Raw genomic sequence first — 19,964 nt, 5'->3', positions numbered from 1 at the left:
GGTCTGGTTAACGTTCGTCCGACATCACCATGAGGGAGCCTGGAATGCAGTATCTCGCGAAAGGGGCCGTCCTGGCGGCCTGCGCCTCGCTCGTCGGTGTTCCGGCGTTCGCGCAGGAGCGCGACATGACGATCGAGGACGTCTTCGAGATTCGCCATGTCGGTTCGGCGGCGCTTTCGCCGGACGGCGGCCATATCGCCTACACGCTGACCGACCCCCGCAACGTCGTCGCCGGCGAGGAGAACGGCGCATCGGACGCGCATCTCTGGATCGCCCCGGTCAACGGCGAAGGCCGTCCCTATGTCGCCGGCGACATTCGCGTCGGCGACGTCGCCTGGCGTCCCGGGGCGGGCACCGTCACCTTCACCGCGCAGCGCGAGGGTGACGAGGTTTCCACGCTCTACGAGATCGATCCCGACGGCGGCGAGGCTCAGAAGCTGTTCGCCCACGACACGGCGATCTCCAGCTATGCCTGGGGGCCGCGCGGCGAGCAGCTCTATTTCGTCGCCGGGGAAGAGATCGACGCGATCAACGAGGGCTTCGAGGAGCGCGGCTTCCGCGTCAATGTCTACGAGGAGAATCTGGCCTTCTCGCGGGTCTGGCGCGTCGACGTCACGGCGGACGAGGCCGAGGCCGCCGCGCTGGAGCTCGAGGGTCACGCCTCGGCGGTGGAGATTTCGGATGACGGCCGTCGCCTCGCGGTCGCGCTCCAGCCCACCCCGCTCATCGACGACTACTACATGAACCGCCGCTGGCATGTCGTCGACGCCCGCGACGGCGACGTCGTCAGCGTGATCGAGACCCCCGGCAAGACCGGCGACGCGGAATTCTCGCCGGACGGCCGCAGCCTGGCCCTGCTCGCCGGCGTCGATCGCAACGACACGATCGCCGGAACGCTTCATGTCGCCGACGCGCGCACGGGCGAGTTCTCCGCCATCGCCGCGGACGCCGAGCAGCACGTGATGGATTTCGAATGGGCGGGCGAGGACGAGATCGTCGCGCTGGTCCACGCCGGCCTGACGAGCGCGCTCGCCACCTATTCGACCGACGGCGAGGAGCTCTCCCGCGTCGCCCAGGATGACACGGTGATTCACGGGATCGATCTGCACCGCGCCAGCGGTCGTCTCGCCGCCGTCGCCGATGCGCCCGGTCATCCGCGCGAGCTGTTCAACGGCGCGGTCGACGGCGATCTCGCGCGCAACGGCGATCACAATCCCTGGCTCGACGATGTGCGGCTCGGCGAGCAGCGTGGGTTCGAGTACGAGTCCCGCGACGGGCTCAGGGTCGAGGGCGTGCTGATCACGCCGCGCGGCGAACGTCCGGAGGGCGGATGGCCGCTCATCCTGACCGTTCACGGCGGACCCGAGGCGCACTACTCCAACGGCTGGCTGACGGGCTACTCGACGGCGGGCCATGTCGGCGCCGGGCGCGGCTTCGCGGTGTTCTACCCGAACTATCGCGGCTCGACCGGCCGCGGCGAGGACTTCACCAAGCTGCACCAGGACGACTACGCCGGCGGCGAGTTCAACGATCTCGTCGACGGCGTGAACGCGCTCGCCGAGGCCGGGATCGTCGACCGCGACCGCGTCGGCATCACCGGCGGCTCGTACGGCGGCTACGCCTCGATGTGGGGCGCGACGGCGCTGTCCGAGCACTTCGCCGCCTCGGTGGCCTTCGTCGGCATCTCCAACCAGATCTCGAAGGTCGGCACGACCGACATCCCCACCGAGATGTACCACGTCCACGCGCGTCGCTGGCCGTGGGAGGACAACTGGATGAACCTGCTGGAGCGCAGCCCGGTCTATCACGCGGGGAATTCCGAGACTCCGACCCTGATCCTGCACGGCGAGGAGGACACGCGCGTTCACCCGAGCCAGTCGATGGAGCTCTACCGGAACCTCAAGCTGCGCTCCGCGGCGCCGGTGCGGCTGATCACCTATCCCGGCGAGGGTCATGGCAATGATCGCGCCGCCGCGCAGCTGGACTATGCGCATCGTCTGTTCCGCTGGATGGAGCACTACCTCACGGGCGAAGGCGGCGAACCGCCCGCCCCGGGGCTCGACTACGCCGACATCCTCGGCGAGGAGGCCGACGGCGAGGAGTGATCCCCGCCTGACGACCACGCAGACGCGCCGGGTCCCGGGGCCCGGCGCGTTCGCGTTCGGGGGCTCGCCTCGCCGGGCCGCCCGGTCTAGCTTCGCCGAAAATCACAGCATCAATGCGGGAGGGCCCGAATGGCCGAACAGGATCTGTCGCTCGAAGGCAAGGTGGCGCTGGTGGCCGGCGCGAGCCGGGGCATCGGCGAGGCGACGGCGAAACGGCTGGCGCGCAACGGCGCGACCGTGATCGCCGCCAGCCGCAAGATCGCCGATTGCGAGACCGTCGCCGAGGCGATCCGCGCCGACGGCGGAAAGGCGCGCGCCATGGCGCTGCATCTCGGCGAGGCCGAGCATCGCGCCGCGGCGCTGGATTCGATCCGCAGCGAGGAAGGCCGGCTCGACATCCTGGTCAATTGCGGCGCGACCAGCCCCTATTTCGGCGCCGCGATCGACACGCCCGAAAGCGCCTGGGACAAGACGTTCGACGTCAATCTCAAGGGCCCGTTCTTCCTGTCCTCGGACGCGATCCGGATGATGAAGGAGACCGGCGGGGGAGCCATCGTCAACGTCGCCTCGATCAACGGGATGCGCCCGGGCTTTTTCCAGGGCGCCTACTCGATCACCAAGGCGGCGATGATCTCGATGACCCAGGTGCTCGCCCAGGAGCACGGCGCCGACGGAATCCGGGTCAATTCGCTGTGCCCGGGGCTGACCGAGACCAAGCTCGCCTCGGCGCTGACCTCGAGCCCGGAGCTCGACGACATGATGAAGCGCAATTTCTCGATCCAGCGCGTCGGCCAGCCCGAGGACATGGCCGCGGCAATCCATTATCTCGCCAGCGACGCGTCGAGTTACATGACCGGCCAGACGCTCGTCGTCGACGGCGGCATTCTCTCGCGCGGCCCGCTCTGAGGGTCATGGGCGAACTCATCGACATATCGCCCGCCGTCGCGCCCGGCCTGCCCGTCTGGCCCGGCGACACGCCGGTGGCCTTCGAGCGGACGTGGGGCATGGAGGCCGGGTCGCCGGTCAATGTCTCGAAGACGGTGATGAGCACGCACACCGGCGCCCACGCCGACGCGCCGCTGCACTACGCCGCCGACGGCGCCGACATCGCCTCGGTCGACCCGGCGGCCTATGTCGGCCCGTGCAGCGTCGTTCACGCCATCGATCCGGGGCCGGCCGTGAGCGTCGATCAGGTCGAGGCGGGGCTGGCGCGTATCGGGCCGGACGCGCCGGTCGAGCGCGTGCTGATCCGGACCTACCGGGCCGCGCCGGTGACCGCGTGGGATCCGGCCTTCGCGGCTGTCGCGCCCGAGACGATCGACTGGCTCGCCGATCGGGGCGCGCGGCTCATCGGCGTCGACACGGCCTCGCTGGACCCCCAGGAGTCGAAGACCATGGACGCCCACAAGCGGGTCGCCGCCTGCGACATGCGCATTCTCGAGGGGCTCGTGCTGGACGCGGTGGAGGAGGGCGTCTACGAGCTGATCGCCCCGCCGCTCAAGCTCGCCGGTCTGGACGCCGCGCCGGTGCGCGCGCTCCTCAGGAGGCTGCCGTGACGACCGCGCCGACCCGAGACGACGCCGAGCGCCTCGACCGCGCCGATCCGCTCGCCGACCGGCGCGCGCTTTTCGACCTGCCCGAGGGCGTGATCTATCTCGACGGCAATTCGCTCGGCCCGCCGCCGAAGGCCGCGCTGTCCGCGCTGGACCGGGCCGCCCGCGAGGAATGGGGCCGCGACCTCATCAAGTCATGGAACACCGCCGACTGGATCGGCCTGTCGCATCGCACCGGCGACCGGATCGCGCGCCTGATCGGCGTCCCGGAAGGCTCCGTCCTGTGTGCGGACTCCGTGTCGGTGAACCTCTTCAAGCTCGCCGCCGCGCTGGTGAACGCGGGCGCGAAGGGCGTCGCCGTGGAGACCGGCGACTTCCCGACGGACGGCTATATCCTCGAGGGTCTGGCGCGGCTGTCGACGGCGGGCTTTTCCCGCATCGAGCCCGGCGCCGGCGTCGCCGGCCTGCCCGAGGGGACGGGCGTGTTGGTCAAGAGCGCGGTCCATTACCGCACCGCCGAGATCGCCGACATCGCCGCCGAGGAGGCCGCCGCGAAGGCCGCCGGCGCGTCGATCATCTGGGATCTCTCCCACGCCGCGGGGCTGGTCGACTTGAAGCTCGCCGCCGACGGGGCGCGCTACGCCGTGGGCTGCGGCTACAAGTTCCTCAATGGCGGGCCGGGCGCACCGGCCTTCGTCTACTGCCATCCCGACGAAGCCGACCGCCTGCAGCAGCCGCTCTCGGGCTGGATGGGCCACGCAAGACCCTTCGACTTCGCCGAGGGCTACGAGGCGGCGTCCGGGATCGCGCGCTTCGGGGCGGGCACGCCGCCGGTGCTGTCGATGACGGCGCTCCACGCCGCGCTCGACGCCTACGCCGACATCGACATGGCCGAAGTCGAGGCGAAGGCGCGCGCGCTCGGCGATCTTTTCCTCGACCGTCTTGCGCCGCTGGGGCTGGAGAGCGTCTCGCCGGGCGCCGGCGCGCGCCGCGGCGGGCATGTCAGCCTGCGCCATCCCGAGGGCTACGCCATCGTCCAGGCGCTGATCGCGCGCGGCGTGATCGGCGACTTCCGCAGCCCCGACATCATGCGTTTCGGCTTCAGCCCGCTCTATCTCTCCCACGCCGACGTCTTCGACGCCGCCGAGCAGATGGTCGACGTCATCGAGACCCGCGCCTTCGAAGATCCCGCCTTCCGGACCCGCGCCGCCGTCACCTGACGCGGTCTTGCGCCCATGGCGCCGCGGGATCAGGGTGTTCCGCAGTCAGGATCGGGGGCGCGGCATGAAGTGGATCATCCGGATCGCGGGCGGGGTCGTCGTTCTCGGGGCGATCCTCGCGCTGCTCGCCTACGGGCCCGGCTCGCTCGACGCGCGGTACTTCGATCCGACGCCGCCCGATCCCGAGCTCGAAGCCCTGTTCGCCGAGCCGGCCAGCCCGGCGCGGACCGAGCCGGGCCTGTTCGGCGCGGAGGATCTCGAGCCCGGGCCCGACGGCCGGCTCTACGCCAGCCTGGCGGACGGGCGCATCATGGCTCGCGGCCTCGAGGGCGGCTGGCGGGAAGTCGCCGACACGGGCGGCCGGCCGCTCGGTCTCGCCTTCGGACCCGACGGCGCGCTCCATGTCGCCGACGCGCTGCAGGGCCTCCTGCGCCGCGAGGACGACGGCTGGCGCGTGCTCGCCGAGCCGGGGGATTTCCCGGACCTCACCTTCACCGACGACCTCACCGTGACCGCCGACGGGACGGTCTATGTCAGCGACGCCTCGGCGCGCTACGGCTACGGCGAGTACATGACCTCCCTGTGGGAGGGCGAGCAGACCGGCCGACTGATCGCGATCGGGCCGGACGGCGAGCGGGCAACGCTCGTCGACGGCATGGCCTTCGCCAACGGCGTCGACCACGATCCCGCCTCCGGCGACGTCTTCCTCGCCGAAACCTGGGCGGCGCGGGTCCATGTTCTCGATCCCGGGACCGGCGAGACGCGCGTGCTGATCGACGGCCTGCCGGGCTATCCCGACAACATCCACTGGGACGCCGAGCGCGAGGTGCTGTGGATCGCGCTGCCCTCGCGGCGTTCGGCCGAGCTGGAATCGCTGCATCCGCGGCCGTTCGTGAAGCGCCTGTCGCGCCGGGTCATGGACGTCGTCGGCGAGCCGCCCTTGCCGACGCGGCCGGTGATGGCGCTCGCGGTGGATCGCGAAGGCCGCCCCGTCCACGCGCTCTACGGCCCGGACGACCAGGATTTCGGGATCACCACGGCCGCGCCCTGGGAGGGCCGCATCTGGGTCGCCGGGCTTGAGCGCGAGACCATCGACGCCTACGCCCCACCCCCGCCGATCGAGCGGGACGCGCAATGAAAGCCGCCCTGGTCACGGGCGGTTCGAGCGGGATCGGGCTGGCGCTGTCGCGCCGCCTCGCCCTGCAGGGCCGGCCGCTGCTCTGGGCGTCGCTGTCGGAAGACGAGATCGAGGGCGCGAAGTCCGCCATCCGTCACAGCATCCCCGACGCTCGCATCCACGGTCTCGCGATCGATCTCGCCGAGCCCGGCGCCGCGCAGGCCGTGTTCGACTGGGCGACGGCGCGCGCCGATATCGACCTGCTGGTCAACAACGCGGGCTTCGGCGCCTATGGCGAGTCGCGGTCGCTCGATCTCGATCGCGAGCAGGGGATGATCGCGGTGAACGCCGGCGCGCTGCACGCGCTGACCCGGCTCTTCCTGCGCCGAATGGAGGACACCGGCGGCGGGACCATCGTCAATCTCGCCTCGAACTCGGCCTTCACGCCGACGCCCAATCTCGCCGTCTACGCCGCGACCAAGGCCTTCGTGAAGCACTATTCCGAGGCGCTGGCCCAGGAGCTGAAAGCCGCAGGCAGCCCGGTGCGCGTGATGACGGTGTGTCCGTCGGCGGTCGCCGACACGCCCTTCCTGCATGCGGCCGACATGGATGGCGTGCGGACGTTCACGAGCTTCACCGCGACCACCGCCGAGGAGGTCGCCGGCGACGTCATGGCCGGGCTCGAGCAAGGCGCGGAGTTCGTGCTGACCGGCGCGGCGATGCGCCGGGCCTACTGGCTGATGAAGATCCTGCCCGCCCCGCTGGTGAGGATGATGGTCCGCCGCGAGGTGACGCGGGTCTAGCCGCGGCGCTTCGCCAGGCGCGCCTTCGCGCCGTCGTGGATGACGCGCAGCTCGGACAGCGTCGTCTCGATCTGGGCCTTCTTGGCTTCGAGCTCGTCGATCTTGGCCGCCGTCTTGTCGATGACGTATTCGAGCTGGCGCTCGCGGCCCTCGCCCTCGCGGCCGTAGAGGTCGAGGAAGGTCTTGATCTCGGACAGCTTCGAGCCGATCGCCTTGGCCCGCAGGATGAGCCCCAGCCGGGTCCGGTCGGCCTCGGTGTAGACGCGCTGGCCGTTGACCCGGCGCGGGCTCAGCAGCCCCTTGGATTCGTAGAAGCGGATGGCCCGGCGGGTGACGCCGAACGCCTCGGCCAGCTCGGCGATGCCGTAGAGCGCGTCCTCGCGCGGCGCGTCGGCGGTGGAGCTCATGCGGTCTTCCTCTCCCCCAGGAATCCTTATCGGAGCCGGGTGACCCTTACAAGAGCACCTTGACGTATACGTCAGGGTGATCGAACGTGCTTGAAGGCAGTTCGGGATCGCCTCGGGCATGAGCGAGCAGGCGCGCTACGACACGGTTTTCCGCGACGGGCTGTTCGCCGGGCGCACGGTGCTCGTCACCGGCGCGGGCTCGGGCATCGGGCGCTGCACCGCTCACGAGCTGGCCCGGCTCGGCGCCCGGGTCGTGGTCACCGGGCGCAAGGCCGACAAGCTCGACGCCGTCGCCGCCGAGATCGCCGAAGACGGCGGATCGAGCGAAACGGCCGCCTTCGACATTCGCGACGAGGAGGCGGTGAAGCCCGCGATCGCCGACATCGTCGATCGGCTGGGACCGATCCACGCCCTGGTGAACAACGCCGGCGGCCAGTTCCCCGCCCCGCTCGAGGAGATCTCGAAGAAGGGCTGGGACGCGGTGGTCTCGACCAATCTCACCGGCGGCTTCCTGGTCATGCGCGAGGTCTTCGCCGCCTCGATGCGCGAGCACGGCGGCGCGGTCGTCAACATGACCGCCGACATGTGGAACGGCATGCCGGGCATGGCCCATTCCGGCGCGGCGCGCGCGGGCATGAGCAATCTCACCAAGACCGCGGCCTATGAATGGGCGCAGTACGGCGTGCGCGTGAACGCCGTCGCGCCGGGCTGGATCGCCTCGTCGGGCATGGACACGTACGGCGGGGCGGTGAAGGCGATGATCCCGCACCTGAAGCAGCACCTGCCGGCCAAGCGCCTCGGCTCGGAAGCGGAAGTTTCCGCGGCGATTGTCTTCCTGTTGAGCGAGGCGGCGAGTTTCATCACCGGCGTGACGCTGGCGATCGACGGCGGCGCGCCGCTGGGCTCGGGCGCGTTTCCGACGCCGGACCACGACCGCTTCCCGGTGTATAACGGCTTCCACCGCGCGGTCCCCCCTGAAGTCCTGCGCGGGGAGGAGGCCTGATGCCCGCGCTGGCGAGCCGTCTCAATCCGGAAGCGCCCGAATTCCGCGCCGCCGCCGAGGCGATGGCCGAGAAGCTCGCCGAGGTCCGCGCGCTCGAGGAGAAGGTCCGCGCCAACTCGGCGGCCAAGAAATCCCGCTTCGAGGAACGCGGCCAGCTCTTGCCGCGCGAGCGCGTCGCCCGGCTGGTCGACCGCGACGCGCCCTTCCTCGAGCTCTCGCCGCTCGCCGGCCTCAACATGCATGACGACGACGGCGACAAGTCCGCCATGGGCGGCGGCTCGATCGTCGGCATCGGGGTGGTGTGCGGCAAGCGCTGCGTCGTCGGGTGTTCCGACAGCGCCATCAAGGGCGGCACGGTCGCGCCCATGGGGCTGAAGAAGTCCCTGCGCGCCCAGGAGATCGCGCTTCAGAACAAGCTGCCGATGATCCATCTCGTGGAGTCCGGCGGCGCCAACCTGCTCTACCAGGCCGAGATCTTCGTCGACGGCGGGCGCAGCTTCGCCAACCAGGCGCGCATGAGCGCAGCCGGCGTGCCGCAGATCGCCGTCGTTCACGGCTCCTCGACGGCCGGCGGGGCCTATCTGCCGGGCCTGTCCGACTATGTCGTCCTTGTACGGAAGAAGTCGAAGATCTTCCTCGCCGGACCGCCGCTGGTGAAGGCCGCCATCGGGGAGGACGCAGACGACGAGAGCCTCGGCGGCGCCGATCTCCACGGCGAGGTGACGGGGCTTGGCGAGTACGTCGCCGAGGACGACGCCCAGGCGCTCGCCTACGCCCGCGAGATCATGGACAAGCTCGACTGGGACGAAGCCTCGGCGCCGGGCGGCGGCGCGCCGCCGGCCTTCGACGCCGAGGAGCTGATGGGCGTCGTGCCCGCCGACGACAAGACGCCCTACGACGTCAAGGAGGTGATCGCGCGCGTCGTCGACGCCTCCGACTTCCTGGAGTTCAAGGCCGCCTACGGCTCGGAGACGGTGTGCGGCCACGCCCGCATCGGCGGCCGGCTCGTCGGGATCCTCGGAAACAACGGCCCGATCCAGCCCGAGGGCTCGACCAAGGCCGGCCAGTTCATCCAGCTCTGCGACCAGTCGGGAACGCCGCTCGTCTTCCTGCAGAACACGACCGGCTACATGGTCGGCACGCGCGCCGAGCGCGAGGGCGCGATCAAGCACGGCTCGAAGATGATCCAGGCCGTCGCCAACGCCCGCGTGCCCAAGCTCACCATCGTGCTCGGCGGGTCCTACGGCGCCGGCAATTACGGCATGTGCGGGCGCGGCTTCGATCCGCGCTTCATCTTCGCCTGGCCGAGCGCGCGCACCGCGGTGATGGGCGGCGAGCAGGCCGCCAAGGTGATGGAGATCGTCACCCGGTCGAAGAACGAACGCGCCGGCGTCGAGACCGACGAGGACAGTCTCGCGCAGATGAGCGAGATGATCCGCTCATCGCTGGAGGAGCAGTCGCACGCCCTGTTCGGCACGGCGCGGCTCTGGGACGACGGGATCATCGATCCGCGCGACACCCGCGCGGTGCTGATCGAGTGCCTCAATATCTGCGCCGAGGCCGAGGCGCGGACGCTGAGGCCCAACACGTTCGGCGCGGCGAGGCTGTGATGGGACGGATTCACCGGCAGGACGCTGTGTACGCTCCCTCCCTCCCCCGCGGGGGAGGGCCGGGGTGGGGGGCGATTTCTGGCGCGGCGGAGACGCTCGCCAAACCCGGGTCTGGAGATAGAAAGATTCCGAGCGTGTCATCCCGGCCGGAGCGCGAAGCGCGGAGAGCCGGGACCTACCGGAGTCGCAAACCAAATTCGGGAAGCGCTGTCGGTAGCTCCCGGATGCCGCTTCGCGGCTCCGGGATGACAAAGGCCGGAGGTCGAAGGACGCTGTCGGTCAGCGCGTCCGGGAATTCAATTCACCCCGCCCCGTTCGCGCTGCGCTCGCGTTCGCCGCTTCGAAAGCGCCACCGGCGCTTTCTCGGGCGGCTCACCCCCTCAAGGGGAGGGAATATGAGTGGCGCGACTGTCTTCATGAAGCGTCCAGACGTCATCACCGGGCCTGTCCCGGTGATCCATGGATTGCCGGAACAAGTCCGGCAATGACGCCGGAATGACGGCGAGGAGAGTGAGAATGCAATTCACCGAGCAGCACGAACAGCTCCGCGACACGGTCGCGAAATTCGTCGCCAACGAGATCAATCCCTATGTGGAGGAATGGGAGGCCGCCGAGCAGTTTCCCGCCCACGAGCTGTTCAAGAAGATGGGCGACCTCGGCCTGCTCGGCCTGCGCTGGCCGGAGGAATACGGCGGCGCCGGGCTCGACTTCTCCTACGCGCTGGTGTTCGCCGAGGAGATCGGCTTGGTCAATTGCGGCGCCGTGCCGATGGCGATCGGCGTGCAGACCGACATGTGCACGCCGGCGCTGGCGCGCTTCGGCTCCGACGAGCTCCGGAAGGAGTTCCTCGCCCCCTCGATCGCCGGCGATTACGTGGGCTGCCTCGGCGTGTCCGAGCCGGGCGGCGGATCCGACGTCGCCGCGGTGAAGACGACGGCGCGCTCCGACGGCGACGACTACGTCATCTCGGGCTCCAAGATGTGGATCACCAACGGGCTTCAGGCCGATTGGTGCTGCCTGCTGGCCAACACCTCCGACGGCAAGGCCCACGAGAACAAGTCGCTGATCGTCGTGCCGATGGACTCGCCGGGCATCGAGAAGCAGAAGATCGACAAGATCGGCATGCACGCCTCCGACACCGCGCAGCTCTTCTTCGACGAGGTGCGCGTGCCCAAGCGCAATCGCATCGGCGACGAGGGCGCGGGCTTCCTCTACCAGATGCTGCAATTCCAGGAGGAGCGCCTGTTCGGCGCGGCGTCCTCGCTGAAATCGCTAGACAACACGATCGATCTCACCATCGAGTACACGCGCGAGCGCAAGGCGTTCGGCCAGTCCCTGCTCGACAACCAGCTCATCCATTTCCGCCTCGCCGAACTCAGGACCGAGGTCGAGGCGCTGCGCGCGCTCACCTACCGGGCGGTCGAGAAGTTCATGGAAGGCGAGGACGTCACCAAGCTCGCCTCCATGGCCAAGCTCAAGTGCGGCCGGCTCGCCCGCGAGGTCGCCGACTCCTGCCTGCAGTTCTGGGGCGGCATGGGCTACACGGCCGACAATCCCGTAGCGCGGGCCTATCGCGACGGCCGGCTGATCTCGATCGGCGGCGGCGCCGACGAGATCATGCTCGGCATCATCGCCAAGCTCGAGGGCACCCTGCCCAAGCGCCGAAAGGACGAGCCCAAGGGCAATGCCTGAGACTTTCGAGACCATCCGGCTCGAGTTCGACGCCGGCGTCGCACACGTGACGCTGAACCGTCCCGACGCGCGCAACGCCATGTCGATGACGATGGTCGACGAGCTGATGGCCGCGCTCGAACGCGCCGGGGAGGCCGGGGCGCGCGCCGTCGTGCTGCGCGGGGCGGGGGGACATTTCTGCTCGGGCGGCGACCTCAAGGACATGGGCGCGGCCCAGGCCGCCGAGGCCGATCATGTCGACGATCCGGTCGCGCGCGTGAACGCGCGCTTCGGCCATCTCTGCGCGGCCTACGCCGGGACCGGCCTGCCGGTCATCGCCGTGCTCGAGGGCGTGGTGATGGGCGGCGGATTCGGGCTGGCCTGCGTCGCCGACGTGGCGCTCGCGCGCGAGACGGCCGTGTTCCGCCTGCCCGAGACGAGCCTCGGCCTCGTGCCCGCCCAGATCGCGCCCTTTCTCGTCGAGCGGCTCGGCTACTCGGAGGCGAAGCGGCTGGCCGTCACGGGCGGAAAGATCGACGCCGCGACGGCCCACCGGCTGGGTCTGGTTCACGCCTGTTGCGACGGCGAGGAGGCGATGGAGGCCGCGCTCGCCCAGACGCTCGCCGACATCCGCAGGGGCGCGCCCGGCGCGATCGCCGCGACCAAGGCGCTCATCCGCCGGGCCCGCTTCGAGCCGGCCGGCGACCTCGTCGACGACGCCGCGTCGGTGTTCGCGCAATCGGCCCGCGGCGCGGAAGGCGCGGAGGGCCTGACGGCGTTCCTGGAAAAGCGCCCGCCGGCCTGGGCCGCGGAGGAGTGATGGTGGCGACGATGCTGCAGTTCCTCGGCGCCGGGCGACGCCGTGCCTCCCTCCCCCTCGGGGGAGGGAAGGGGTGGGGGGCGTCTTCTTGTGCGGCTGACGCCCTTGCCGACTGCCGGAGCGAGAGTCGAACGAAACTGACAGTGTCATCCCGGCCGGAGCGCGAAGCGCGGAGAGCCGGGACCTACCGGACTCGCAAACCGAGTTCGGAAAGCGCTCTCGGTAGGTCCCGGATAGCCCTGCGGGCTTCCGGGATGACACCGGTCGGAGACCGAACCGGTCCGATCCTCCCCCTCGGGGAAGGGCAACAGCGCAGGGGTCCGCGACTCGCCCTCCCTCCCCTTGATGGGGAGGGGTGCGAGCGGGTTGGGGTGATTGAATTCCCGGACGCGCCGAAGGCGCGATCCGGGATCTCTTCGCAAGCAATCGCCGGGAGGCCCCGGCTCTCCCCCGGATCAAGTCCGGGGTCGGCCGGGGTTTCATGCGGGAAAGCCCCCCACCCGGCCAAGCCTTCGGCTTGTCCACCCTCCCCACGCGGGGGAGGGAGGGGGATTGAACGCAAAGGTGCGGAGCCATGACGACCCGCCCCTTCGACACCCTGCTCGTCGCCAATAGGGGCGAGATCGCCGTGCGGATCATGCGCACGGCGAAGGCGATGGGGCTGAGGACCGTCGCGGTGCATTCCGACGCCGACGCGGGCGCGATGCATGTCCGCGCCGCCGATCAGACCGTGCGCATCGGTCCCGCGCCCGCCGCAGAGAGCTATCTCGATATCGACGCCATCCTCGCCGCCGCAATGAAGACCGGCGCCGGCGCGGTCCATCCCGGCTACGGCTTCCTGTCGGAGAACGCCGCCTTCGCCCGGGCCGTCGCCGAGGCGGGCCTCGTCTGGATCGGACCGCCCGCCGAGGCCATCGAGGCGATGGGCGACAAGGCGCGCGCCAAGCAGAAGATGATCGACGCCGGCGTGCCGACGGTTCCCGGCTGGCAGGGCGAGGATCAGTCTGCGGACAAGCTGGCGGACGAGGCCGGCAAGATCGGCTTCCCGCTGCTCATCAAGGCCGCCGCCGGCGGCGGCGGGCGCGGCATGCGCACCGTTCGAAACCGGGATGAATTCGCCGACGCGCTGGAGGCGGCCAAACGCGAGGCGAAGTCGGCTTTCGGCGACGATGCGGTGCTGCTCGAAAAGCTCGTCGAGCGCGGCCGTCACGTCGAGATCCAGGTCTTCGCCGACGGCCATGGGAACGCGATCCATCTCGGCGAGCGCGACTGCTCCGCCCAGCGCCGCCGCCAGAAGGTGATCGAGGAGGCGCCCTCGCCGGCCGTCGACGCGGCGTTGCGCGCGAAGATGGGCGCCGACGCCGTCGCCGCGGCGAAGGCCGTGGGTTATGTCGGCGCGGGCACGGTGGAGTTCCTGCTCGACGAAGACGGCGCCTACTACTTCCTCGAGATGAACACCCGGCTGCAGGTCGAGCATCCCGTCACGGAAATGGTGACCGGGCTCGACCTCGTCGCGCTCCAGCTGCGAGTCGCCGCGGGCGAGCCGCTGCCGCTCGCCCAGGATGATGTCGCGCTGTGCGGCCACGCGATCGAGGCCCGCCTCTACGCCGAGGACCCGCTGGCCGGTTTCTCGCCGCAGTCGGGTCCGGTCCTGTATTTCGATCCGTCCAACGACACGGACGGCGTGCGCATCGACGCCGGCGTGGCGAGCGGCGACGCGATCACGCCGCACTACGATCCGATGGTGGCCAAGATCATCGCCGGCGGGACGACGCGCGACGAGGCGATCGCCCGGCTGATCTCCGCGCTGGAGGCCCATCCGCTGCTGGGCGTGACGACGAACCGCGCCTTCCTGATCGATCTTCTCGACGGGGAGGCCTTCCGGTCCGGCGCGGTCACGACCGCCGATCTCGATCGGTGGGCGGAGGACCGGTCAGGCCCCTTCGCGGCGGAGCCCGCCGGCTTCGAGCCCTTCGCGCTCGGCGCGCTGATCCTCGCCGCGCCGGGCTGCGGGGCGCTGCGCTCGGGCTCGGTGACGCGCTTCGACCTGCCGCTCGAGGTCGACGGCGAGGCGAAGACGCTGCGCATCGAACAGACCGGCGCCGGCGCGGTGACGGTCGTCGAGGCCGAGACGTCGTCGGCTGTCCGCCTGATCGGCCGGGACGGCGCGCGGGTGCGCTACGAGATCGACGGCGCGGCGCGGACCGCCTTCGTCGCGGAGACGCCCGACGGGCTGCACGTCGCCTTCGGCCGGCGCGCCCATCAGGTCCGCGAGCCTTCGCCCTGGGGACCGGACGCGCTGGCGGATCCGTCGAAGATCGCCGCCCCCGTGGCGGGTTCGGTCGTCAAGCTCGACGCCGAGGTCGGCCGCGCGGTGAAGGCCGGCGCGGTGCTGGCCGTCATCGAGGCGATGAAGATGGAGATGCGGCTCGCCGCCGAGGCCGACGGCGTGATCGCCGCGGTCCATGTCGCCAAGGGCGCGCAGGTCGCCAGCGGAAGCGTCTTGATCGAACTCGAACTCGCGGAACAGGATTAAGATTATGGACAAGGCCGTCGTCACCTGCGCCATCAACGGGGTGCTCACCAACCCGAAGACGCATCCCGTCCCGGTCACGCCCGAGGAGATGGCCGCCTCGGCGAAGGAGGCCTACGACGCCGGCGCCAGCGTCATGCACGTCCATTTCCGGATGCAGGAGCCCGACATGGGCCACCTGCCGACCTGGGATCCCGACGTCGTCGAACCGATGATCGAGGCCATCCGCGACGCCTGTCCCGGCGTCGTCATCAACCAGACCACCGGCGTCGTCGGCCCCGACGTCTCCGGCCCGATCGCGGTGATGAAGCGCATCCGGCCCGAGATCGCCGCGTGCAACGCCGGCTCGCTCAACTATCTGAAACTCAAGCGCGACGGCGGGTGGGCCTGGCCGCCCATGGTGTTCGACAATCCGGTGGAGAAGATCCAGCAGATGCTCGACGCCATGGCCGAGACCGGCGCGCATCCCGAGTTCGAATGCTTCGACGTCGGCATCGTGCGCTCGGTCAACATGTATATCGAGAACGGCATGGCGCCGGCCGCCCACTACAATTTCGTCATGGGCGTCGCCTCGGGCATGCCCGCCGACACGCGCCTGCTCGAGCTGCTGCTCGACTACAAGCGCGACGGCGCGCCCTGGCAGACGACGCTGATCGGGCGGGCGGAGATCTGGCCGGTGCATCGCCGCGCCGCCGAGCTGGGCGGCATGCTGCGCACCGGTCTCGAGGACACGTTCTATCTTCCCGACGGCGAACGCGCGTCGGGCAACGGCGCCCTGATAGAGGCGCTGGTGGCGACCGCGCGCGAGGCGGGACGGGAGATCGCCTCTCCCGCCGAGGCGCGCGCGATCATGAAGCTCGGGGAGGAGCATGATGGAGGCGAGCGCAAGCGAGCTGCCGCGGATCGGTGAGGAGGACTGGTTCCCCTCGACGCCGGCCCGTCTGATCGACCAGGCCCGGCGGCGTCCGCAGGGAACCGCCTATGCGGTCCGCAACGGCGCGGGCTGGGAGCACACGAGCTGGGGCGAGTACGCCGAGCAGGTAGGGCGCGCCGCGCGCGCGCTGGTCGCGCTGGGCGTCGAGCCAGGCGACTCGGTGTGCATTCTCGGCTTCAACCGGCCCGAATGGACGATCTCGGCGATGGCCGCGATGATGGTCGGCGCGCGCCCGGCGGGCATCTACTGGACCTCGGCGCCGCCCGAGAGCGCCTACATCCTGCAGCACTCGGAGGCGCCGGTCCTCGTCGTCGAGACCGCCGGGCAGGCCGACGCGCTCATGGAGGTGCGCGGCGAGTGCCCGAAGCTCGAGCATATCGTCGTCATGGAGGGCGGCGCCGGCGAGCACGAGGATCGGCTCGCCTGGGACCAGTTCATGTCGCTCGGCGTCGAGGACCACGAGGACGAGACCCGGGCGCGGCTGGGCGCGATCAAGGAAGAAGACGTCGGCGCGCTCATCTACACCTCGGGTACGACCGGCCCGCCCAAGGCTGTCATGCTCACCCACGGCAACATCTCGTGGACGGCGAGCCTGCTGACGACGACGTTCGGCGGCGACGAAAGCGGGCGCGGCCTGTCCTACCTGCCGCTGGCCCACATCGCCGAGCAGCAGGCCTCGATCCACTGCCACGTCATTCGCGGCGGCGCGCTCTACTTCGTCCGCTCGATGGAGACGCTCGCCGAGGATCTCGTCTCGGTGCGGCCGACCATGTTCTTCGGCGTGCCGCGGGTCTGGGAGAAGATGGCCGAGACGCTGCGCGGACGCATGGCCGAGGCGACCGGGGCGCGCGAAAAGCTGCTCGACTGGGCGATGAAGACCAACCGCACCTGGCACGGCGCGAAGCTGGCCGGGCGGGAGCCTTCGCCGCTGCTCACCATCCAGAAGAAGGCCGCCGACGCGCTGGTGGTCAGGAAGATCAAGGCCGCCGTCGGGCTCGACCAGGCCGAACGCGTGATCTCCGGCGCCGCGCCGATCTCGCCGGAGGTGCTGCACTTCTTCACCGGCCTCGACATGGTACTGATGGAGGGCTACGGCCAGTCGGAAACCGCCGCGCCGACGACGGCGAACATGCCCGGCGCGACGCGGCTGGGCTCGGTCGGCAAGCCGTTTCCCCACATCGAGACCCGCATCTCGGAAGAAGGCGAGCTTCAGGTGCGCGGCCCGGGAATCTTCGCCGGCTACATGAAGAACAACGAGGCCACGGAGTCGGTCTTCACCCGCGACGGCTGGATGCGCACCGGCGACGTCGTCAAGCAGGACGAGGACGGCTTCATCTACATCACCGGGCGGATCAAGGACATCATCATCACCTCGGGCGGCAAGAACATCACGCCGGCCAATATCGAGACCGACCTGATGAACATCCCGCTGGTCGAGCACGCCGTCGTCGTGGGCGACGGCCGGCACTATCTCACCGCGCTCGTGACGCTGAGCGCCGACGCGCTGGCCGAATTCGCGAAACGCGAGGGGATCGAGAATCCGGGTCCGGAGCATCCCGCCGTCGTCGCCGCCGTCCAGGAAGGCGTCGACGCGACCAACCGGCGCTTCGCCCGCGTGGAGAACGTTCGCAAGTTCCGCATCCTCGGGACGCCGCTCAGCGTCGAGGAGGGCGAGCTCACCCCGACGCTCAAGGTCCGCCGCGCCGTGGTGATCGCGCGCAACCAGGACCTCGTGGACGCGATGTATGCCGAACCCGTCGAGGCGTGACCCCGGACTCCCGCCGGCCGTCGACGTGCTCGTCATCGGCGCGGGCATGTCCGGCCTCGCCATGGGCTGGCGGCTGAAGCGCGACGGCGTGGAGAACTTCGCGATCGTGGAGAAGTCGGACGGCGTCGGCGGGGTCTGGCGCGACAACGCCTATCCCGGCGCCGGCTGCGACGTGCCGAGCCATCTCTACTCCTTCTCCTTCTTTCCGAAGGCGGACTGGTCGCGCAAATTCGCCCCGCGCGACGAGATCCTCGACTATTTCGAGGACGCCGCCGACAGGCTCGGCCTGCGCCCGCATCTGCACTTCGGGCTCGCCGTCGAGCGCCTCGCCTTCGATGCGGCCGCCGGGCGCTGGACGGTGACGCTCGACGACGGCCGCTCGATCACGGCGCGCACGGTGGTGAGCGCGGTGGGCCAGCTCTCCGAGCCGTTCACGCCGGACATTCCCGGCCTCGAGCGCTTTGCGGGCCCGGTCATGCACTCGGCGCGCTGGGACCGATCGCTCGATCTGTCGGGAAGGCGCGTCGCGGTGATCGGGAATGCGGCCAGCGCCATCCAGCTGCTGCCGCACGTCGCCGCGGCGGCGTCGCACATGACGGTGTTCCAGCGCACGCCGAACTGGGTGATCCCCAAGCAGGACCGGCCGTTCACCGCGCTCGAGCTCTGGCTGTTCAAGCACGTCCCCGGCTGGCGGCGGCTCTACCGGCGGGTCAGCTTCCTCATGCACGAGGCGCGTTTCGGCGCCTTCCGCCGCGGCGGTCCGTCGGCGGCGCTCACGCGCTGGCGACTGACGCGGCATATCAGGAAGGCGGTTCCCGATCCCGAGATGCGCGCCAAGCTGACGCCGGACTATCCGCCTGGCTGCAAGCGCATCCTCTTGTCGAACGACTATTTCGAGACGCTGGCGCGCGACGATGTCTCGCTCGTGACAGACGGCGTGCGCGAGGTGACCGCGGACGGGCTCGTCACCCGCGCCGGCGAGACGGTTCCCGCCGACGTGATCGTCCTGGCGACCGGCTTCGTCACCACCGAGTTCCTGCCCACGCTCGACGTGCGCGGTCCGGCCGGCGAGACCCTGCGCGAGCACTGGGGCCGCTCGCCGCGCGCCTATCGCGGCGTCGCGGTGTCGGGCTTTCCCAACCTGTTCATGCTCTACGGGCCGAACACCAATCTCGGCCACAACTCGATCATCTTCATGGTCGAGCAGCAGGTGAACTATGTGGCGAAGAAGATCCGCCGCCTGCTCGACGAAGACCTCAGGACGCTCGACGTGACGCCCAAGGCCGAGGCCGCGTTCAATGCGCAGGTTCAGGCCGACCTCGAGCGGACCGTCTGGGCCGGCGACTGCCCGAGCTGGTACAAGACCGAAGACGGCGTGATCACCAACAACTGGTCGGGTCCGGCGAGCGCCTTCGCGATGACGCTGGCGCGCGACGATCCTCAGGCCTGGGCGGCGTCGAGATAGGGTTCGAGCCAGTCGCGGCAGCGGTCTATCGCGCGATCGGCCTCGGGTACGAGCGGGGCGAACATCTGGAAGTCGTGCCACATCCCGTTCCAGATCTCGCATTTGACCTCGACCTTCGCCGCGCGCAGCGCCTCGGCCAGCCGCACGGAATCGTCGAGCAGGATCTCGTCCGAGCCGACCTGGATCAGCGTCGGCGGCAGGCCGGCGAGCTCGGCGAACAGCGGCGAGGCCCGGGGATCGGACGCGTCGAGATCGTCCAGGTAGAGCGACGCCCCGGTCCTCAGCCAGTCGGGCTCGAGCATGGGATCGGCGTGGGCGCGCGCGGTCTGGGACTCGCTCGAGCAGGTGAGATCGACCCAGGGCGAGAACAGGATGAGCGCGTCGGGAATCGCCTGGCCGGCGTCGCGCTGGCGGATGGCCGTCGCCAGCGCGAGCCCGCCGCCCGCGGAATCGCCGGCCAGAACGACCGCGCCATGCGCGTCCGTCGTCAGCCGGCGCAGCGCGTCGGCGGCGTCCTCGATCGCGGCGGGGCAGACATGCTCGGGCGCGAGGCGATAATCGAGCGAGACGGCCTCGAGCGCGAACGCCTCGGCCATCCGCGCGACCAGGGCTTTGTGGCTCTGCGCCGAACCGAGGCTGTATCCGCCGCCATGGAGATAGAGCAGCCGGCCCGGCCGAGTCGCGCGCGGGGCGAACTGCAACGCCGAGTTGCCCGCGATCTCGATCCGCTCAATGCTCACCCCGGAGGGCAGGGGAGTGCGGTCTCCGGCCTTGTCCAGTTTCGCGCGCTGGACGAGTCGCGGGCGGTCGGGGGATAGCGCCCGGCCCGCCCGACCGGCCATCCATCGTCCGAATCTGTTTCGCAGCTTGAGTCCGCGCCGCGCTGGGATGTGCTCGATCATGAGGGGCCCGGGGTCATGTCGATAACGTCGCCTGTAACCCTGCCATGCGGAGT

At 70.2% G+C, this 19,964-nt stretch carries 16 protein-coding genes; 14 read left to right on the top strand and 2 right to left on the bottom strand.

Annotation, left to right across the window (positions count from 1 at the left end; all coding sequences use genetic code 11):
* Positions 1 to 44: 44 nt before the first annotated feature.
* From DDZ18_RS00475 to DDZ18_RS00450, 6 genes are all read left to right on the top strand, one after another.
* The gene (locus tag DDZ18_RS00475; protein WP_158272022.1) at positions 45 to 2,105 is read left to right on the top strand and encodes a S9 family peptidase; all 2,061 of its coding nucleotides are present in this window, start codon (positions 45 to 47) and stop codon (positions 2,103 to 2,105) included.
* A gap of 129 nt (positions 2,106 to 2,234) precedes the next feature.
* The gene (locus tag DDZ18_RS00470; protein ID WP_109251399.1) at positions 2,235 to 3,011 is read left to right on the top strand and encodes a glucose 1-dehydrogenase; all 777 of its coding nucleotides are present in this window, start codon (positions 2,235 to 2,237) and stop codon (positions 3,009 to 3,011) included.
* A 5-nt stretch (positions 3,012 to 3,016) separates the two neighbouring features.
* Complete coding sequence (gene kynB, locus DDZ18_RS00465; protein ID WP_109251398.1) at positions 3,017 to 3,661, top strand: arylformamidase; 645 nt, start codon at positions 3,017 to 3,019, stop codon at positions 3,659 to 3,661.
* On the top strand, positions 3,658 to 4,878 hold the full coding sequence (locus DDZ18_RS00460) for a kynureninase (protein WP_109251397.1): 1,221 nt from the start codon (positions 3,658 to 3,660) through the stop codon (positions 4,876 to 4,878). Before kynB ends, DDZ18_RS00460 begins: the two co-directional genes overlap by 4 nt.
* 64 nt (positions 4,879 to 4,942) lie before the next feature.
* Positions 4,943 to 6,016: an SMP-30/gluconolactonase/LRE family protein gene (locus DDZ18_RS00455; protein WP_109251396.1), complete on the top strand. Its 1,074-nt coding sequence runs from the start codon at positions 4,943 to 4,945 to the stop codon at positions 6,014 to 6,016.
* Complete coding sequence (locus tag DDZ18_RS00450; protein ID WP_109251395.1) at positions 6,013 to 6,798, top strand: SDR family NAD(P)-dependent oxidoreductase; 786 nt, start codon at positions 6,013 to 6,015, stop codon at positions 6,796 to 6,798. Before DDZ18_RS00455 ends, DDZ18_RS00450 begins: the two co-directional genes overlap by 4 nt.
* Here DDZ18_RS00450 and DDZ18_RS00445 read toward each other — a convergent pair.
* Positions 6,795 to 7,205 carry a MerR family transcriptional regulator gene (locus DDZ18_RS00445; protein WP_109251394.1) on the bottom strand — a complete coding sequence of 137 codons (411 nt, stop codon included), beginning with the start codon at positions 7,203 to 7,205 and terminating at the stop codon, positions 6,795 to 6,797. The two genes, DDZ18_RS00450 and DDZ18_RS00445, sit on opposite strands and share 4 nt — an antisense overlap.
* A gap of 118 nt (positions 7,206 to 7,323) precedes the next feature.
* Between DDZ18_RS00445 and DDZ18_RS00440 the strand changes: the two genes are divergently transcribed.
* From DDZ18_RS00440 to DDZ18_RS00405, 8 genes are all read left to right on the top strand, one after another.
* On the top strand, positions 7,324 to 8,208 hold the full coding sequence (locus DDZ18_RS00440; protein ID WP_109251393.1) for an SDR family oxidoreductase: 885 nt from the start codon (positions 7,324 to 7,326) through the stop codon (positions 8,206 to 8,208).
* Positions 8,208 to 9,818: an acyl-CoA carboxylase subunit beta gene (locus tag DDZ18_RS00435; protein ID WP_109251392.1), complete on the top strand. Its 1,611-nt coding sequence runs from the start codon at positions 8,208 to 8,210 to the stop codon at positions 9,816 to 9,818. Before DDZ18_RS00440 ends, DDZ18_RS00435 begins: the two co-directional genes overlap by 1 nt.
* 516 nt (positions 9,819 to 10,334) lie before the next feature.
* Positions 10,335 to 11,510, top strand: a complete 1,176-nt coding sequence (locus tag DDZ18_RS00430; protein WP_109251391.1) for an acyl-CoA dehydrogenase family protein — start codon at positions 10,335 to 10,337, stop codon at positions 11,508 to 11,510.
* Positions 11,503 to 12,309: an enoyl-CoA hydratase/isomerase family protein gene (locus DDZ18_RS00425; RefSeq protein ID WP_109251390.1), complete on the top strand. Its 807-nt coding sequence runs from the start codon at positions 11,503 to 11,505 to the stop codon at positions 12,307 to 12,309. The genes DDZ18_RS00430 and DDZ18_RS00425 overlap by 8 nt, the downstream gene beginning before the upstream one ends.
* 574 nt (positions 12,310 to 12,883) lie before the next feature.
* On the top strand, positions 12,884 to 14,845 hold the full coding sequence (locus DDZ18_RS00420) for an acetyl-CoA carboxylase biotin carboxylase subunit (protein WP_109251389.1): 1,962 nt from the start codon (positions 12,884 to 12,886) through the stop codon (positions 14,843 to 14,845).
* Between the two features lie 4 nt (positions 14,846 to 14,849).
* Positions 14,850 to 15,752, top strand: coding sequence for a BKACE family enzyme (locus tag DDZ18_RS00415; RefSeq protein WP_109251388.1), 903 nt, complete (start codon positions 14,850 to 14,852; stop codon positions 15,750 to 15,752).
* Entirely contained in the window at positions 15,712 to 17,544 is a 1,833-nt protein-coding gene (locus tag DDZ18_RS00410) for an AMP-dependent synthetase/ligase (protein ID WP_109251387.1), read from the top strand. The genes DDZ18_RS00415 and DDZ18_RS00410 overlap by 41 nt, the downstream gene beginning before the upstream one ends.
* Entirely contained in the window at positions 17,522 to 19,009 is a 1,488-nt protein-coding gene (locus DDZ18_RS00405) for a flavin-containing monooxygenase (protein WP_109251386.1), read from the top strand. Before DDZ18_RS00410 ends, DDZ18_RS00405 begins: the two co-directional genes overlap by 23 nt.
* Here DDZ18_RS00405 and DDZ18_RS00400 read toward each other — a convergent pair.
* A complete protein-coding gene (locus DDZ18_RS00400; RefSeq protein ID WP_158272021.1) occupies positions 18,985 to 19,851 on the bottom strand; it encodes an alpha/beta hydrolase in 867 nt (288 codons plus the stop codon). The genes DDZ18_RS00405 and DDZ18_RS00400 overlap by 25 nt on opposite strands.
* Positions 19,852 to 19,964 lie beyond the last annotated feature (113 nt).

Source organism: Marinicauda salina (assembly GCF_003122085.1).
GTDB classification, from domain to species: domain Bacteria; phylum Pseudomonadota; class Alphaproteobacteria; order Caulobacterales; family Maricaulaceae; genus Maricicauda_A; species Maricicauda_A salina.
The sequence above is the reverse complement of the archived record's forward strand: the minus strand, read 5'-3'. Positions and strand labels throughout refer to the sequence as shown.